This window comes from Armatimonadota bacterium (assembly GCA_022563855.1).
Lineage (GTDB): Bacteria > Armatimonadota > Fimbriimonadia > Fimbriimonadales > Fimbriimonadaceae > JADFMN01.
In genome coordinates this window covers 118,508-136,758 of record JADFMN010000004.1, presented here as the reverse complement: position 1 = coordinate 136,758, position 18,251 = coordinate 118,508, and the positions used below count along the sequence as shown (strand labels likewise).

Here is an 18,251-nt window from a genome sequence, read left to right as displayed (position 1 = left end):
ACGACAGGCGAAGCGCCGCCTCTGGTGTTTCGCCTGTCGTGAATTTTTGGGGTCGCAGGTGAGACTAGTCGAAGTCCCAGCGATACTTCGATCGGTCGGAGATGAGTCCGGCCCACATCGGCAACGCCTCGCATCCTTCCGCCGCTTGGTCCAGGGTGATGCGCCTGGCGTGGCCGTCCGCATATACGGTCGTCAACCGGTCGCTGTGCCACGGCCAAAGACCGCCGCTGGCCACTGCGGCGACGCCGTTGCCGATCGGACCCCAATCCAGGCTCCCCGTGTACAAGTCTGTATTCGGAATGGAGTCCAACAGGAACGTATCGACGGTGCCGTTTTCGGCGTTGGCGTACCTGCACGGCGGAACGATCAGGTAGCTGCCGCCGCCAACCGGCTTGCCGGAAGAATCGATCGAATGAACTGAATCACCGAAAACGAGCATGCCGGACGGGTCTTGGACCTCCCATGTCGATCGAGTAACGGAATAGGGAATTCTCGAGCGAGCTGTGAACAACGGAGCAAAATACAGGTAGTTGTAGCCGAGGTTCGATCGCATCGAAGCGCGGTAATACCGAGCGTACGAATCGTTTGGAAGGGCGTCAGCGTTGAAGAGGCTCTCATTCGTCGGTCGAACAGAGAAGTCGCCCGGACACTTGAAGAGGGCAAAGCTCTTGCCGTACGGAAGTATCAGCTGTACCCAGGTGCGGTCTGTGCTCGAATCGGCGTTTGCGTCGGTCGAGTACTTCGCAGGAACGTAGCGGTCGTCGTAATCGACCTGGTACAGCAGCACGCTGGTGCTGACCTGCTTGAAGTTGCTGAGGCAGACCGTCGCCTTCGCCTGGTCGCGGGCGCGGCTGAAGACGGGGAAAAGCACCGCCGCCAGTATCGCCACGATGGCTATGACGACGAGCATCTCGATCAGTGTGAAGGCTCGACTCTTGCTCAACGGTCCGTACTCCGTGATCTATGCAGCAGTATATCATCCTGCTTTGTTCCTGCAAAGGCGAGCGCGACAACTTCACCAAGAGGTTTGAACCCGAGCGGCTCGTACCAGCTCACGAGCGACTCCTCGCACTGAAGGTAAGTTCGCATCCCCTTTGCCGCGAGCTGTCCTGCTACTTGCTGGGCTAGGCTGGCACCTAACCCTTGGCCTCTGCGGTCGCTCCTGACGCATAGGTTGTACAGCCCAAATCCCGTCCGGCCAGGTGCGAGCATGTAGGCCGCAGCGATCCCCGATCGATCCTCGATATATCGCAATTCCAGATCCGAGCCGGCTGTTGCCTGGGCTAGCGTGCCCTGGACCGCCTCCGATGCCTGATGGAAGAACTGACGAACCATAAAGTCGGCCACCTCGCGCCGAACCGACGCCTGTACCGCTTGCACGGTGGGGATGGCTGTCACGGATTCCGTGCCTGCGCAATGCATGGTCACGAGCCACTGCCGAACAGCCAGACCCCGCGCCTCTAGCTCCTGCCGAAGATCCGTCGGCCGGTCGCCCGTCATCGCGAATATGTTGAACGCCCGCTTGCTCCGTGCCTCAGCCACTAACGCATCCAGTCCCGGCCCCGCATCGTCGTCGAAGTTCAGCCCGATTGCAAAGTTGCAGAACCCAAGCCCCTCTGGACCGCGCACAACCGTCGCGTTTTGGCGACGGTCTGCGAAGGTGCCAGGCACAGCCAGCGCAAGCCGCAGATACGTGTGAATCACGATACCGCGCGCCTCTTCGAGAGATGGGTCGGCTAAAGTACGACGCTCCACAACACCCCCCATGTAGTCCTTCTGCGAGTAATCGTGATGCCGATCGACAGCTCCCGGCTGACCGTGTGTCCGATGTACCCCAGTACTCCTTTGGGCGTCACCAGCACAGACGCGAACGTCTTGCCCGCAGCTCGGAGACGCCACACGTCCAACCCTGCTATGACCTGAACCCCGGTTTCGTCATTGGTGTGCAGACCGAATCGAATGGTCGGCGAATAGAAGACGGTCGGGGCTACAAATTTCTGACCGTTGAACGTCGTCTGGAAGTAGCGAGCGACGGTTCGCGAGATCTTCGGCCCCACCAACACGCCGCCGTAATGCCCCGTGTTCAACCAGAGCTCCTGCGAGTTGCCCAGCGCCGCGATGAGCTTTTCGCTGTCGACGGGCGGGATCACGGTATCGTAGCGCGCTGCGATGACGAAGCTCGGACGCGAATCGGACGGATCGAGGTAGTTGAGCGGCTCAACCTCCTTCAGCTCCTCTCGCATCCTCGCCTCCGTGTACCCGAGCTTTCGGAGCCGCTCGCGCTGCGAGACGACTCGCGAACTGTTCCACAGAATATGGGCGAGATCAGCGCCTCCCAGAACATAGCAGCTCGCCGAAATCCGGCTGTCGACAGCGAAGGCCAGCGCGGCGACCATCGCTCCCAAGCTTGTGCCGTTGACCCCTACCTTGGTTGAATCGAACTCAGGTCTGGTCGCAATCCAGTCTATCGTTCTCCGTACGTCCTGAACGCTCTGAGTCATCGTCTTCCTCAGTGCCTCCGGGTCGGCCTGGACTGCAAGCTCGCCAGAGAGCGTACCGGGCGGGGTCCGGGTGAGGTGGTACGGCAGCGGCATCAGCACGCTTGCTACGCCGCGCTCCGCCAAGTTGCGCGACAGCACATCCTCCACGGTGGCGCTCGAAGCGCCCCAGTAGTGCAGCAGGATCACGACCGGCACGGGACCCGGCGAATCCGTCGGCATCGTGATCGAGAGCTTGACGATGTTGTTCCTTGGGTACGGTGTGTCGTACGGGCTGGGAAAGGAGAGTTCGTACCGCCTGTAGAACTCGCGACGCTCCGTCTCGCGCCAGCCGTCGAACTGAATCTGCGGCGGAGCTTGCAGTATCGACGCGGTCTGAGCCAAAGTCATGCAGAAGCCCCCTACGCAAAGAGAAAGCGCGATGACAAACTTGATTCTTATTGCAACCGTTGGCATTTCAGCAGTTCAGGCCCCAACCATTTTAGACAACGACTTCGCAATCGCGCTCGGCGCGGCTGGGCTCACCGCCAACACCGCCGTGTTCGATCCCGAAATGTTGGCGATCTACGCCCAAGGGGAGTTCGCGACGCCGCTGTACCGAGTTTGTCACACCGAGCCGTGGCGGACGCCTTTTTACTTGGGCATGTACCGTCGAGCCTTGAAGGTAACGGCAGGCGACCCAGCAGCCACTCTCAGCACTGCCAGTCGGATGATCGGCCTAGGCAGCCGAAGGAGTCTTCTGGGCAATCCGATCGCGCAGGCTGAGGAGAGGATCAAGGTCGAAAAACCCCTGCGCGCAGCCCTGACGAAGATGAAAGCCCAAGGGCTGATCGTCGGCGCCATCCCGTCGGCCGACGACGTTCCGTTCGAAGTTCGATCCGCGGCCGCTCTCGTGTTAGAGGTCGCGCTTGACGCGATCAAGTACCGCCGAGCGTCGTTCAGCGACATCGATGACATCGCGCTGGAGTACAGCCGGGTGCTGGCGGTAGAGGCAGAGGCCGACCCGCAGGCGTACAAGGCGCTCGTCGACCTCTACCGGACAGTGGAAATGAAGTACCTGCTCGCGGCGTCTCAGGACTTGGCGGCGGCCGTGCAGAAGGCGCAGTCAAAGGCCCAAGTTGTATCGGCCTCCGAATCGTACGGATACCGCGTCAGTACGGTCTGGGGCGAGATCGTGCTGACAGGCGGCGACGACTCCATGCACGAAGACAATCCGACGCTGCTCCTCATCGATACAGGAGGAAGCGACACGTACTTGAACGTTCCGTCGAACGCGTCGAGCACCAACTGGCTGTCGGTCGTCATCGACACCCACGGATCCGACAGCTACCTCTCCGATTTGGCGCTGAAACAGATCGCCGTTCCCGACTGGGACGGCCGAAAGGACGGCCAGCGCGAACTCGGACCGGGCGCGGCGGCGTTCGGGGTCACGTTCCTGGTCGATTCGCTCGGCGACGACCTGTACAGGACGCACCGTACCGGATTAGGTTCAGCCGTGTTCGGCGCGTCGATGTTGATCGACATGGACGGGAACGACGTCTATGACGCGTACACCAGCGCACAGGGGTTCGGCCGATTCGGCGTCGGGGTTCTGGAGGACTTGGCCGGAGACGACTCGTACTCAGGCTTTATGCAGGTGCAGGGGGTGGGCCTGACTGCCGGCTTTGGCGCTGTGATCGACCGGGCAGGCGACGACACTTACGTCGCGAACGACACGGTCATCGACATGCCCTCCGCACAGTCCGCAGAGCACAACTTCAGCATGGCCCAGGGCGCTGGGTTTGGGGTTCGATCCGACTACCTGACGGGGCACAGCTTGAGCGGCGGGGTGGGGTTGCTCTACGACATTAAGGGATCGGACAGTTATTCGTGCGCCGTCTTCGGCCAAGGCACCGGGTACTGGCAGGCGCTCGGCATGCTCTGGGACGACGCGGGGGACGACAAATACTACGGGATGTGGTACGTGCAGGGCGCCTCGGCGCACTTCGGGCTCGGGTACCTGGAGGATAAGGCAGGGGCCGACGAATACATCGCAGTCATGAACATGGCGCAGGGGGCTGGCCACGACTTCGGCACCGGGTATCTGATCGACCGCGGCGGCAACGACACGTATCGAGCGCCGAACCTCAGCCTTGGCGCTGGCAATGCTAACGGAATCGGCATCTTCTATGACGCAGCGGGCGACGACGTCTACGAGTCGCGCGGTACGACGCTGGGCAAGGCGAACGCCGCGACCAAGGGCAGCATCCGAGAGCGGGCGCTATGCCTCGGCGTATTCATCGACATGTCCGGCGTAGACACATACCCCGACGGGACACCGTGGGCGCGCAACGGCGTAAAGACGGCGAGTTGGACCGATCGGGCGCCGACGCCCGCCGAAAGCCAGCTAGGCGTTTTCTGGGACAAGTAGCCGTGTCAGAATTAGCCGCGTAGATGATCCCGATCCGCGACAACCTGGAATCGCGAGACAAGCCCATCGTCACATGGACACTGATCGGGCTCAACGTCTTGATCTTCGTGTGGGATCGAGCTTGGTCGCTCGGTGGCTCCAGCTACGTTTTCGCAGACCTTGCGATGCGCCCGGCGGAGGTGATGCGCGCGGTTAGCGGGCAGGGAGACCCGATCGAGCTAGGCAAGCTGTTCACGAGCATGTTCCTGCACGGCTCGCTAACGCACCTGATCGGCAACATGCTGTACCTGTTCGCGTTTGGGGAGAACGTCGAAAACGCTCTCGGCGGATTCCGTTTCGCGCTTTACTACCTGTTCTGGGGGGTCGTCGCCTCCGCTGCGCACATATTCGTCGATCCGTCGTCGAACGTTGCAGTGCTCGGGGCGTCCGGAGCGATCGGCGGAGTGCTCGGAACGTACTTCCTGGTCTTCCCGGGAAACAAGATCTCAGTGTTCGTTCCTCCGTTCATCTTCTGGGTGTTCAGGCTGCCTGCGTGGATCCTTCTAGGGTTCTGGTTCGTATTCAACGTCTTGCTGCCTCAGCAGGGCGTTGCCAATTGGGCTCACGCTGGCGGCTTCTTGGCCGGTATGGTGACGGTATTGGTGATGGGCGGCAGAGAGAAGGTGCTGAAAGGCGGGCGGTGGCGGCGATGGCTGAAGGAGGAGGACGAGGATGATTGAGTCGCGCCAGGCGATCGCTGTCTGCTCTGCGCTGTGCTTGCTACTTGCGGGCTGGTCGCTCAGTTTGCGCCACAAGGCCGAGGCTTCCAACAAGGCCGTAGGCTTGATGCTGGAGTCAAGCGTCATCGAATCGCTTGCATCGACCAGCGGGCTGAGCTACGAGGAGACCCTGGAGTACCTGGCTGAGCGCGGCCTGACGGGCGTCGCGATGACGGAGGAGACTGTGCAGACGTTGGTCGAGAACAATTCGCTCTTCCTGCTCCCGGAGGAGGGAGGGAACCGAATAATTCTTCAACGACTGTCGAGCTCGGCCCGCCTCAGAAGCGCATATGAGCGCAGGTTCGGAGAGCCGCTGCAAGAACTTAGGCCGAATATCTTTCGCTCTGATCGCGACGTGCCGACGTTGTACGACACGCCAATCGGACTCAATCCCGCCCGCGCTGCGCAGGTGAAATCCGCGAGGCTCGTGCTCATCGCTCGCCACGAAAACGTGCCTGGGGCAAACGAAAATTACATCGAAGATACGCTGGCCCAGTCGAGCGAGCTCGGTGCCGACGCATACTTGATCGGCGGCAATCAGGCGCTCGGCTCGCGCGTGCTGATCGAGACGACTGCGGAGACCTTGGAGGAGCTGGGAATGGACTATGTGTCGCCCGAGTTCGTCGTACTCGGCGGCGATTCGTATCTGCGATCCGAGTTGGCACAGAGCACGATTCGGCTCCACTCCATCCAGCAACTTGAATCCGAGCGGCTCTCGTCTCGGGCTCTTCTCGACCGGATGAAAAAGGCGTTCCGAGAGCGAAACGTGCGGTGGCTTCTGCTGCGCCCGACGACGCAGGCCAGCTCAAACGCCGTCGAGGAGATGGGTCGAACGCTCGCGTCAATACGAACTGAAATCAGAAGCGTCGGGGGCGAAGTCAAAGAGCCGCGACCGTTCCAAGACCCCGCGGTTCCGCAGTGGCTCATCGTCGCAATCTCGCTCCTGGCAGCGCCGGCCATTGCTTGGACGGTATCTGAGGTTCTTGCCGTGCGCGGAGGGCGGACGATTGCGTGGATCGGTGTTCTCGCGTTTGCTGGCGCCACGGTGATTCCCGAACTGCGCGCGTATTACGTACTGCTCGCCGCCATTGCCTACCCGGTGTGCGGGTATCTGCTGTTCGCCCGGAAGAGCGACCTGCACCCGATCGTTGCGTTCTTGGGCATGTGCCTTGCGAGCCTGGTCGGCGGCCTGGTCGTGGCGAGCACGCTCGTCGGCGTTGATTTCATGGTCAGGGCCGATGCGTTTCGCGGCGTCAAGCTGGCGATGTTTGCGCCGATCGCCATCGTCGGCTGGATGATGATCATACGCAGCGGTGGCGTGCGAAAGCTGGCGCCAAATCCCGTCACTTGGGGTGCAGCGCTTCTAACAGTCGCAGCACTTGCGATCGGCGTACTCGTTTTCGTGCGATCGGGGAACGACAACCCCGGAGCCGTCTCTGCCGTGGAGATCCAGCTGCGCTCGATGATTGATCAGCTTTTCTCCGTAAGGCCCCGATCCAAAGAGGTCTTCCTCGGCTACCCTGCACTACTGATCGGACTGTCCTTGATCCGGTCGCGTGTCGCCGGCAACGGCTTGGGCGAAGCGGCGATCGTAATCGGGATGATCGCACAAACGAGCCTCATCAACACGCTCTGCCACCTCCACACACCGATCGCTCTCGGGCTGGCCCGGCTCGCTCTGGGAATCCTGCTCGGCGGTATAATTGGATGGCTTTTGTGGCTGTTGGGCAGGAGGTTGTTCGCGCCGTCGGAGGCCTCCAACTGATATGGGCAAGCGGCTAGTCGTGGCGGGTTACTTTGGTCGAGAAAACCTTGGGGACGACGCGATCATGCTTGCCTTCACAAGGAGCGTTGCAGACTACAACTACGACTTTTCGGTCATCTGCGGCTCTCCCAAGAGGCTGTCGGGAAGCTACGGATTGTCGGGCGTAGGGCACCTTGATTTCAAAGCGATACAGGCGACGATCGAATCGTGCGACGCTCTTGTGTTCCCGGGCGGGAGCATCTTTCAAGACGTCACGAGCGTTCGTAGCGTAGCGTACTACTCAAACCTCGTTAGATCTGCGAAAAAGGCGGGCAAGAAAGTCGTCCTGCTCGGACAGGGGGTCGGGCCCTTGGACCGGTTCTTGGGTAAGCGTTTCGCGGCGTCTGCCTTCGAGGCAGCGGACGCGATCGTCGTTCGCGACAAAGGCTCGGCCGCGACGCTCAAATCGCTGGGTGTGAGAGCGAGCCCGCAAGTGTCGGCAGACATGGCGTTCTTGTTGAAGCAGCCGGAGAGTGAAAAAGGCAAAGCAAGCTTCGGGTTTGGCGACATGAAGGCGGTCGGCGTGTCGGTGCGCCCGGTCCGGAAAATGCGCGATAGAGCGATCGTCGGGCTGTTCGCCAAGCTGATCAAGTTGCTGAGCGAAAACAGGTACGTGCCCGTCATGATCGAGATGGATCGAGAACTCGATCGGCCGCTGATTCATCAAATCGCCAAGTTGCACGGCGGCAAAGTTCCGGACCTCAAAGGAATTGCTCACCCTGCGGACCTCCAGCGAAGGCTCGCTCGAATGCAGGCTGTCATAGGCATGAGGCTGCATGCCGGCGTCCTGGCGGCTACCGTCGGCGTTCCCGCCTTCATGGTCTCGTATGACCCAAAGATTCAAGTGTTCTCGAACGCCATGGGGTTCCCAGCCCCTCCTAATGTCAGGGAGGCGACTGCCGAGTCCCTGTTCAGCGACTTCCAGACTTTCATCAAGAGCAAGGAGCAGTGGGCGGAGTCAGTGCGGAAGAGCGCCGAATCGCTCGCACAGCAGGCGGAAAGAAACATTGAGGTTCTCGTACACACGGTTGGCACCTAGAATCTGCGTGGCCCTTGCATTCGGGCTTGCTGCTGCACACGTCCAGGGCCAGAGCGGCCTTGGATTGCCGCGCTGGGTGCAGAGAGAGATCATCGATCGCATCACAATATCCGGCAATCGCAGGCTGTCGTATCACGACCACGAGGTCACAGGAGATCGCAACGCGTTCAATTTTGGCAATTACTCCGGTCAAGGCGATAAGAAGATCACAGACCACGGGACGATCCGTATCAGCGGTTTCCAGGTGCTTGGAGCGCTGAACTTCGACTTTACGATCACGGACAGCCGGTTTTACGACCCGCAGGGGCAACGGTTCACGCTTGACTACGACCGAGGACCTTGGGAGATCGAATTGGGCGACGTCCGTGGGAGACTGCTCAACACGAATCGATTCGCACGGTTCAACAAGTCACTGCGGGGAGTGACGATCGGGTACGGGGCGGGGCGGCTCCAAATGCGGGTAGTGAGCAGCGAGGTGCGCGGCGCCGCCAAGACCGTGACGATCCGCGGCACGAACTCCGCAGGGCCGTACTTCTTGCAGAGCACCCAAATCGTCCGGGGCTCTGAGATCATCGAGGTCGACGGCGTCCGGCAGGTACTGGGAACCGACTATGAGATTGAATACGAACGGGGGGCGATCACGTTCGTCAATCGCAGAACCGGTCAAAGCAAGATCATTCCACCGACAAGCGTCATCGTCGCCACGTACGAAGTGTTCGGCTTCTCGGGACAGAAAGGCACCGTGCAAGGCGTCGGCGGAACCTACGAGGTGCTGGCCAATCTGAGGATTGGCGTGACGGCGATCCGTCAAATCACTGGCGCGACAGGTCGGCTCTCGACGAGGCTCGAAAAGTTCTTTGGCTTCGGTCCGCCGTCGACGCCGTACTTCTTGCAGTTCGAGCCGTTGCCGACGGAGCCCGTTGTCATCACCGTAGACGGAATACAGCAGATCGAAGGGATCGACTACTTCTTTGATCCGGACAATGCCAGCATCTTCTTCTTTACGCGGTTCATGGCTCCCGAGCGAGAGATCGACGTGCTGTACACCCCAAAGCCGACAAAGACCGTCGACGGCGACCGGGAGACCTTCGGCTGGGACTTGCGATGGGGGATCGGCAGCGGGGGGAGGGACGGCGCGCTGACTTACAGCCAAGCAACCGGTCGGCTGAGCAACACCCCAACCCCATCGCAGGGCACTGCACGATCCGTCGAACTCCGGTACACGCTCGGGGTGTACGAGCTGATTGCCGGCGCGCGGCAGATTCCAGAAGATTACGTCAGCATCGAATCTATAGGATTCGCACGAAACGAAAGGGCGCACAACCTGAGACTCACGGCGCGACCTGACTCGCGTTGGACGTATGGCCTCGGACAGACCAACTCCAGCATCTCGTCTCGACAGGTCGATGGCAACGGCAATGCGACGTTCACCAGCAGTAGGTTCACAACCGTCAGCGCATTCACGAAGTACGAGCCGAGCGGCGACGGCATCCCGTGGAACCTTGAATTCAACCGGCGTCGCTCAGGGAGCCTGCAGGGCGAAACGTCGGTCGATAGTTGGAGCCTCAACACGAACAAGCGGTTCGGCAAACTCGACACCGTACTCAGCCTGCAGCAGCAGAACGCGTCAGGCCCTGATGGCGAAGGCGGAAGGCAGTCGGCAGAGATCTTCGGCCTCAACCTTCGCACTGCGTATGAAGCCGGTCGAGCCGACAGAAGCGAGGTCTGGACCGTCGCGATGAACACCGGATTGAGCAGCGTGAAGTCGAAAGGGTCTAACGGTCTAGGGCGCGACATTTTAGCCACCGTTCAGTACCAGAGGAACAAGGATGGCCAGTTGCTGTGGGGGATCAACTTCGACTTTCAGGACAGCAACGCAGGCGGCATTGCGGCGTTGAGCGGCTTCTCAAACGGGTACGGAGCTGGCTTCAATGGCAACGGCTTTAGCGGAGGCGTCGGTAGTTCAAGCTTCACCAGCGCAAGCGAAGTTCAAAGGTACCGGTTGCGCGCGCAGTACGTTCCCAGCGCAAGGCTAGCTCTGAACGCGTACGGCTACACGCAGAGATCGCAAGGCTCGTACAGCTCGAACACCTCGACTATCGGGGCTGGGATCGACGTTTCATACGATCTCGGCCGGCAGAACTTCGTTACGGCAAACCTCGACTTCAGCCGGACGCGGTTCGTCGACTCGCCGCTTCGCTCTGCGAGTACGACCTTACACGTCGCATTCAACGGAGCGCCGTCCCAACTTTGGTCGTACTCGGTGATTTACGGGCTCATGCTCTCGGGCGGAAGCGGAACGTTCGGCCAAAACTCGGCTAGCGTTGACGCCGCGCTCGGGTACCGACTCGGGTCACGACATTCGTTGGCAGTGAACGTTCGGGCCGGTAATACTACTGGTTATCTTGCGCAAATCGAGTCTGACGTAGGGGTCACGTACCGGTATCAAATATGGAGGAGCCTGGCGCTTCAATTCGCTTACCGGATTCGGAACGTCCGCAACAGCGATCCGTTCATATCTACCGGGGCGTACAGTTCGCGCGGATTCGACATTGATCTCGTGTTCGACTTTTACCGCTCGTAACGGATAGGCTTGTGAAGCGTTTGATCTTGTCCCAGGTGAAAGCCATGCGAAAAGCACTTTGGATTCCTGTTCTAGCTTGCGTGATATGCGCCGGCCTCGGCGGTTGTGGCGGCTTTAGCGGACCATTCACGTCGTCGATTACTGGCACGGTTCTAGACATCGACAACAACCCGGTGCGCGACGCGAAGGTGTGGACGGACGATGCGCTAACGTTCACTTCGCCGACAGGCGCCTATGTCCTTGAGAACGTGCGTGCAGGCGAGGTGCGCGTCCAGGCGGAGATTTTTAAGAACGGAGTCAGGTACCTCGGAGTCAACTGGACGCTCGACTTTGAAAACGAGGTCACGCAGAGCGTCAACATCATCGTCGGAGTCGCTAGCGAAGCGGCACACGTACACGGCGTAGTGAAGGATCGAGAGGGGTTCCTCCTTGAGAACGTTTCGGTGTACGCCTACAACGGCGCCGGTAGCAGCGCGAGAACGTTTACGAATGCCGATGGCGTTTACTTACTGTCGAACCTTCTGCCGGATTACGTCTACACGATCAGCGCAACGGCTCGAACGTTCCGCTCCGACCAAGAGGACGTCGTGCTGTCAGCGCGCGAGTCGCGCACGCTGAACTTCGTACTGGGCAACGCCGGTTCACCGTTCATGGAGCCTCCGACCGGGGTCGAAGCGGTTTCCTGGGTCTCTCCCGGCTTCGGACTGGCTGGCCGCGGTTTTGGCGTCGACGCGATCGAGTACGTCAAGTCACAGATAGATCCTCGTCGAGAAGCGATGGCAACCGGCGAGCAGAACAGTCAAGCACACCTTCCTGTTGGGACGCTTGTCGAAGTCGATGTGTTCTGGGATGATCCAACGAGCCCTGACCTTCTTGGCTTCGGCATTTACAGAGCGAACTCGGCGTTCGGAGCGCTTTCGTTCCTCGACTTTCTGGCCGACCCGCTAGCCGGGTACTACGTCGACATGAGCGTCGGCACAGCCTCGACGTACTCTTATGCGGTCACAGCCATCGCAACGGACTATCCGGCCGCGGGATCGGAGAGCGAACTGAGTGACAGGGTCGTGGTAGACACGCTTGCTCCATTAACGCTGCTCCCCCCATCGTTCGGACCCCTAACGTTCCGGTGGCAAGCGGGCTCGCTGGCCTCAGAGTACATCGTTTTCCTGTTCGAAGAGTTCCCCGGCGTAGGGGTCGACGTCTTCTGGAGCAACGAACTCGACCCCGCATTTGGCACCTCTTACGTCTACAACGGCCCTGGCCTGGTGCCCGGCAAGACATACTATTACCTCGTCCTGGGAGTGAACGGTGACTGGTCAGCTCGAACGATCACGGCCATTGACTCCTTCCTAGGATAGAGGTAACTGACTTTAGTGAACTTGGTTCGGAGCATCTCGCGGCCGCTCATCGTGGCGGCCGCCGCTACATTTATTGCCGGATTGGCGGGCGCAAGCGACCTGTATGTCGAGGTCGGCGGTTCTCGCTCGCGCTCCGATATCATGGACCTTGCCGACGCGGCCGTGCGACAGTACGCCCGTCGGACCGCGACGCTCAGCGAAGCCAGTCGGCTCTTCAGGATAGAGCACGGATTGCCGCAGGACGTCTTCACGCTGCCAGTTCGCGTAATCCTGACTGAGAACGGCGTGCCGCTGCCGCTCAACCCGAGCGGGCGCGGTTTTGGCGCAGATATCATACCGACGTTCGACACTGCCGGCGCGCGAGCCTTTCCTGCCGAGTACCGAGCGTGGCTGGAGTCTGTGTTCACCGCGGCAAGGCCGGCGATGAACGCCATCTTCGGAATGCCGGACGTCGGTGGAGTTGTTCACGTCCTCAACTACGACGCCGACATCCAAGACCGGTTGGCCGTCGCCGGCGGGTACTACGTGCCGAACGGTCCCGACGGCCCGGAAATCCGATTCCCCGTCTTTTTCAGTCCGGCGGCCACAGCGGTCAACTACATCCACACGATGCTGCTCGCTTACGCTGGCGACAAGACCTATCCGTTTGAGTCGTATCAAGAGGGATTCGTGCGGGCGGCGGCGATGATGGTCTCGCGCTCAGCCGGCAGCATTCCTAATCCCGTCACGTCCGAGGAGGTCGAGCTGACCCTAGAAAGCCTGTACGACGTCACGGTGTTTTACGACTGGTACAACCAGCCGGCATTGGGCGGACCTGCTTTCATCGCCCCGAACCTGCTCGACACGCCCCTGCCGCCGGGCGGCAACACCGGAGGCATTTTCCTGCTGCGGTACAAAATGGTTGGGACGACGTGGCTGAAAGTCGGCGTTCAGTACCCAGGTTTCTTCGCCGAGTTCAACGGCCGTTACTACGCGGCTCCTGCCGGCTATCAGACCGAGCCACAGCTGTTGCAACTGGGGCAGGATGTGCTGGACTTCCTCACCGGCCAGCCTGGCACAACGGTGGAGGGCTTGGAGTTCGAGCCGTGGACTAAGAGGCAGTACATACTCGACAACACGCTGACGCCAGGCCTCAAGCTTCTCGCGGAGGCGTTTCCAATTCCTCCTGCCGTGTCCGGTGACTTCGGCGTCTTCGGGATTGTGCTGAACGCCTTTCGCACAGACAAGTTCGGCGACGAGACTTTGCTGACCGGTCGCAGCTATCCGATCTTTTGGCGCCCGGACTTCGTGAGGTTCTTCACGAACGCACAGGACGACTTGATCAACGTGACAGCCGCATGGGGCTCGGTCGTTCCGAACTTCCCAGAGGCGACGTTCGGCGGCGAGCCGTACCGGGTGGCCGTCGATCTACCGTTTGAAGGGAACAACGCGCGACTGTACTTGCCGGCAGGAGCGATCGCAACCATCACCGATCCCACGCCGAAGAACTTCTACGGCACGTTGACCGGGCTGCCGGCTTTGTCACCCGGAGAGTACAGCGTATCGGTCGACTGGGTCGGCGGATCGGCAACAGATATTCCGGTTCTCAACTTTGCGTTCGGTACGTTGATTTCCGATACGTCCTACGACAAAGGGCAAGCGCTCATCGTTCGAGTATTCCTAGACGTCGGCGCAGGACCTGTAGAGGCTTTCACGCGAAAGGTGAACAAAAGCGTCGGCAGCATCGGGCTCGATCTTCGACCGCCGACGATGGAGGTTTCCTATCAGCTCAACAAGCTCGCTCGGCTGGAGATGATCGGCTTGCCGCTGCAGCCGTACCGGATTCACCCCGCCGATCTGCTGCAGCAGTCTTTCGGCGAAACGCTGTTCGCGAGGTGGAACGCAGTGACAAACTCGTTCGATCTGTTCCCAACCGAAGGTCAATTCCTGTCGGGATTGGGGTATTTCGTTCGGGCTGGATCGGCGGCGACGGTGCAGGTCGACGGCCGAACCGCGCCGGACGTGCCGGTGGTCGTTTCGCTGCAGCCCGGCTGGAACATGGTCTCCGTCCCGTTCCAAGAGTCGATCAGCACCAGCGATCTGCTCGTCACCGTCTCGTCCGAATCCGTTTCAACTTTCATCGAGGCGGCTGGCGTGTCGGTCGGCAGCACAGTCTTCGAGTTTGCGCCAGCCGGAGGCAATCCCGATACGGGGACGATCCTGCCCGTCACAGTCTTGCAGCCGGGCAAGTCGTACTTCGTGAGGGCGCTGCGCCCGGAAGGCGCAGTTCTGATTTTCGTTCCGGCCTCGCACCGCTCGCGGTCTGGCGTCGGCGGCGGATCGCTCAGGCCGCTTGGTCTGCCCGAATACTGGTCGTACACACCGAAACGGTGGGAGACCGAGATCGTTCTTCGAGATCCGCTCCGGTCGCGTTCGCCGATCGTCATCGGACAGGCCACAAACGGACTCCGGGCGGTACGACCGAGCGAAGACGTTACCCTTCCGCCAAACCCCGCAGGCATGCAGCTGTCGATTGCGAACGGAAGACGGCTTTACAAGGACATACGTCTCTGGGGGTCACAGGATGAGTTCTCGATCTTGGCCGAGGGACTCGTGCCGGGCAGGCGCTACGTTCTTGAGTTCAAGCCGATGATGAGGCGCAAGTCGCTTACCCTCATCGACCTCGACGCAGACAGAACGCGCAGGTACATCGGACGAGGGCGATATATGTTCATCGCTCGTGCGCAGACCCACAAGTTTATAGTGCGAACGGGGGCAGGCCGTTGAGGCGCGGCTGCGCTGCGATCTTCCTTGCTGGACTCGTCTTGCTTGGATGCGCTGGGGGAGGAGGGGGCGGAGGCGGCCCGGCCAACGCGATTCTAGTAGGTCGCATACTTTGGATCGAGAGCAACGCTGCGCCGGATCCGCCAGCAAGCGTTGCCGCAGGCCTCGGCTCGACCCAATCGGACATCGTGGACGGGTCCTTCACGCTCGAGGTTTCAGTCAACACGGACAGCGTGCTAGTCAGCTATTCCGCCGGCGGCGGGGAGCCTCCGGTTGTCATGACCTTCACCTTTCCGCCGGTGCAAGGCACCGTGGATATCGGCGATCTTTACATCGGACCTGACCTGATCACCGTGCACGGTACCGTCGTCGACGCGTCTGATCTCAGCGCTCTCGCAGACGCAACCGTCAAGCTTGCAGGCAGAAGCGCGGTCACAGACGTCAGCGGAGAATTCACGCTTATCGAAGTCGCGTACTCGTTCAGCAGTCCCGCCGCGTTCGGGGATCTGATCGGGGAGGTCACTAAGCAGGAGTTCGTGACTCGTCTGTTCAGCCCGCCTACGACGCCGATCGGCGGCGTAATAGAGGTCGGCACCATTCCGCTCTCGCCCGAGAGCTCCGGCGATCCGCCGCCGCCGCCGTTCAACATCACCGGAACGATACTCCCTGTCGGCGATGGCATCGGCGCGACCGTCGAGATCAAGCAGGGGGGAACGACGATCCGGACTACCATTGCCGATATCGCCGCTCAATACCGCTTCTGGGTGCCCGCTGGAACGTACACTATCGTGGCGACGTCTGGAAACAAAACCGGGTCCGAGCCTGTCACACTGAATTCGCCGGACGATCTGAAAGTTGTCAATGTCACGATCAGCTAAGAAAGTGGTTCGCATAATTGGAGTGCCCGCCGTTGCGCTGCTGACCATCGGCGTCGGCTGGGTTTCGATGGCGGAGATACTGCGCGCCGACGCGTTCGTGAAGTTCCGTGGCGGGGACGAGCCGCTCGGAGCGACCGAGGGGATTGCGATCTCAAACTTCGAGTTCAAAATTCACGAGTTCGACCGCTTGACGTCAAGCGCAACCGTGGACTCGGCGTCGGTGACAAGAGACCGAAGCACGATTACGATGACCGGCGTCCGAAACGGCCACTTCTGGATGGAGGAAGACGACGACTTTTTTTACGAAGCCGAGCGAGCGGTGTATCGGTACTACACTCGACAGCTGCTCGCCGACGAGGGCGTACACGTTTGGAACGATCGGATGGACTTGTTCGCCGACGAGTTTCAGTACGACAAGGACACCGGCACTCTGACGATCCAAGGTGAAGTGACCGGGACGCTCGACGGAGGTTATTTGATCGCATCCGAAGTGGGGTATGTCACCGATGGCAGAATCCTGACTGCAGGCGAAGTTTCGTGGACCGGAAAGCTGCAGGACCCGGTCCAAGACGAACGCCGCGAATGGCAGATCCACGGCCTCCATATGGAGATCGTTGGGGATGTGGGCCGCTACGAAGAGGCCCGCGCAACCGATGGCGAGATCATCGTCGTCGCCGATTTCGTCACCCACTACCGCGAGGAGGACGTGCTGATCGCGACCGGGAACGTGCGGTACTGGAGCGTCGACGTCAACTTGAAGTGCGACGAAGCGACGGTCTACCGCGACGAGCGCAGAGTGAAGCTCGTCGGCTCTGTCACGATGCTCATCAAAGCCGAGGACGACGAGAAGCTCGAGGAGACCAAGATACTGGACGTGCCCCGGATGGACCGCGACGGCACGCCGACCGATCCGCAGGCCGCAACCGACGAGCAGATCGAAGCCCTGCGCGACACAGAGAACATTCGCAAGTTCCCTACCAAGGTCGTCGCCGACCAGGTCGAGTACTGGTACAAGGACGGCGAACGGCGGGCCGTCATCACCGGGAATCCGTTTGCGCGGCAGGACTTGGCGTCAGGTTGGAGGTTCGGGTGGGCGCACAGCGCGCTCTACGATGGCGAAGCCGAGACGCTTACACTGCTCAGCAGCGAGGGAAAACAGGACGCAATGCTGCTGCTGTCGATCGGCGACCGGTTCAAAGCGACGGACATTACTCTCTCGACGAACGAGGACAACGAACGGGTCACCGGCAACAACTTCGCTGCAACCGTGTTCACTGATGACGACGACGGAGGCGCCTAGACGTCGCCCTTGAGGCCGAGCGCCTCGGCGTTCCCCTGCATCGCCGTGATGCAGTTGCCGATGTGCTCGTTCAGGTCGGTCCCGATGACCTCGGCTCCGTTGTACACATCGTCGCGGTTGACCCCTGCGGCGAAGTTGAGCGTCTTGAGCTTTTTGGTCACGCTCTTGACCTTCACCTCCATGATGCTCTTGCTCGGTCGGACGTAGGTGACCGCCGTGATGAACCCGCTCAGCTCGTCGCAGGCGAAGAGGTACTTGTCCATCGGCGCGGTCGGCTCGACTCCGGTCTTGGCGGTGTAGTGCGCTCCGATGGCCTGGATCACGTCTTCCGGCCACCCTTGGTCTTTCAGCAGCGCAATCCCCCAAAGCGGATGCTCGTCGGGGTGCTGCTCGTAGTCGAAGTCGTGCAAGAGCCCGGCGATGCCCCACTTCTCGACGTCCTCTCCCAGCTTCTCGGCGTACCACCGCATGCAGGTTTCCGCTCCCATGCAGTGCCGTCGCAGGCTGTCGCTCGGCGTGTGCTCGCAAAGCAGGTTCCAGGCATCGTCTCGGGTTTGAGTCATTGGCTTGGAGTTTACTTTGGATGTTGAGAAGTTTGGGGGTTCGGGTTTGTACGGAGGTTCGCGGTTCGTGGATCTGCCAACTGCAATCTGCCAACTGAGAACTGTGTTCGGGTTGGTTCTGCTTTGTACGGAGGTTCGCGGTTCGTGGAACTGCCAACTGCAAACTGCCAACTGGGTTCGGGACTTCCCCATGGAGGGTCGTCCTCCTGGGCGACCTTGGCTTGCGGTCCACACATCACTTCGCAACTGCCGCTGGACGATGGAAACCCTTAGTTCGCGCGGCTCGCGGGGACGCT

At 60.6% G+C, this 18,251-nt stretch carries 13 protein-coding genes; 9 read left to right on the top strand and 4 right to left on the bottom strand.

Annotated features, from left to right (window positions below):
- Nucleotides 1-64 precede the first annotated feature (64 nt).
- From IH944_06605 to IH944_06595, 3 genes are read right to left on the bottom strand one after another with little or no spacing between them, the layout of a single operon-like run.
- Complete coding sequence (locus tag IH944_06605; protein ID MCH7904224.1) at nucleotides 65-910, bottom strand: type II secretion system protein; 846 nt, start codon at nucleotides 908-910, stop codon at nucleotides 65-67.
- A 29-nt stretch (nucleotides 911-939) separates the two neighbouring features.
- Complete coding sequence (locus IH944_06600) at nucleotides 940-1,704, bottom strand: GNAT family N-acetyltransferase (GenBank protein ID MCH7904223.1); 765 nt, start codon at nucleotides 1,702-1,704, stop codon at nucleotides 940-942.
- A gap of 32 nt (nucleotides 1,705-1,736) precedes the next feature.
- Nucleotides 1,737-2,954, bottom strand: a complete 1,218-nt coding sequence (locus tag IH944_06595; GenBank protein ID MCH7904222.1) for a prolyl oligopeptidase family serine peptidase — start codon at nucleotides 2,952-2,954, stop codon at nucleotides 1,737-1,739.
- Here IH944_06595 and IH944_06590 point away from each other — a divergent pair.
- Genes IH944_06590 through IH944_06550 form a run of 9 tightly spaced genes read left to right on the top strand, consistent with a single transcriptional unit; the run spans nucleotide 2,920 to nucleotide 17,392 of the window.
- Nucleotides 2,920-4,908, top strand: a complete 1,989-nt coding sequence (locus IH944_06590) for a hypothetical protein (GenBank protein ID MCH7904221.1) — start codon at nucleotides 2,920-2,922, stop codon at nucleotides 4,906-4,908. The genes IH944_06595 and IH944_06590 overlap by 35 nt on opposite strands.
- A 23-nt stretch (nucleotides 4,909-4,931) precedes the next feature.
- Nucleotides 4,932-5,627 (top strand): rhomboid family intramembrane serine protease, encoded by a 696-nt coding sequence (locus IH944_06585; protein ID MCH7904220.1) that lies wholly within the window; start codon nucleotides 4,932-4,934, stop codon nucleotides 5,625-5,627.
- Nucleotides 5,620-7,431 (top strand): hypothetical protein, encoded by a 1,812-nt coding sequence (locus tag IH944_06580; GenBank protein MCH7904219.1) that lies wholly within the window; start codon nucleotides 5,620-5,622, stop codon nucleotides 7,429-7,431. The genes IH944_06585 and IH944_06580 overlap by 8 nt, the downstream gene beginning before the upstream one ends.
- A 1-nt stretch (nucleotide 7,432) precedes the next feature.
- The gene (gene csaB / locus IH944_06575) at nucleotides 7,433-8,509 is read left to right on the top strand and encodes a polysaccharide pyruvyl transferase CsaB (GenBank protein ID MCH7904218.1); all 1,077 of its coding nucleotides are present in this window, start codon (nucleotides 7,433-7,435) and stop codon (nucleotides 8,507-8,509) included.
- 7 nt (nucleotides 8,510-8,516) lie between these two features.
- Nucleotides 8,517-11,093 (top strand): hypothetical protein, encoded by a 2,577-nt coding sequence (locus IH944_06570; protein MCH7904217.1) that lies wholly within the window; start codon nucleotides 8,517-8,519, stop codon nucleotides 11,091-11,093.
- 44 nt (nucleotides 11,094-11,137) lie between these two features.
- Complete coding sequence (locus IH944_06565; GenBank protein MCH7904216.1) at nucleotides 11,138-12,451, top strand: carboxypeptidase regulatory-like domain-containing protein; 1,314 nt, start codon at nucleotides 11,138-11,140, stop codon at nucleotides 12,449-12,451.
- A gap of 15 nt (nucleotides 12,452-12,466) precedes the next feature.
- Nucleotides 12,467-15,217 (top strand): hypothetical protein, encoded by a 2,751-nt coding sequence (locus IH944_06560; protein MCH7904215.1) that lies wholly within the window; start codon nucleotides 12,467-12,469, stop codon nucleotides 15,215-15,217.
- Complete coding sequence (locus tag IH944_06555) at nucleotides 15,214-16,092, top strand: hypothetical protein (GenBank protein ID MCH7904214.1); 879 nt, start codon at nucleotides 15,214-15,216, stop codon at nucleotides 16,090-16,092. The genes IH944_06560 and IH944_06555 overlap by 4 nt, the downstream gene beginning before the upstream one ends.
- Complete coding sequence (locus IH944_06550; GenBank protein MCH7904213.1) at nucleotides 16,076-17,392, top strand: hypothetical protein; 1,317 nt, start codon at nucleotides 16,076-16,078, stop codon at nucleotides 17,390-17,392. The genes IH944_06555 and IH944_06550 overlap by 17 nt, the downstream gene beginning before the upstream one ends.
- Here IH944_06550 and IH944_06545 read toward each other — a convergent pair.
- Nucleotides 17,389-17,955, bottom strand: coding sequence for an HDIG domain-containing protein (locus IH944_06545; GenBank protein ID MCH7904212.1), 567 nt, complete (start codon nucleotides 17,953-17,955; stop codon nucleotides 17,389-17,391). The genes IH944_06550 and IH944_06545 overlap by 4 nt on opposite strands.
- Nucleotides 17,956-18,251 lie beyond the last annotated feature (296 nt).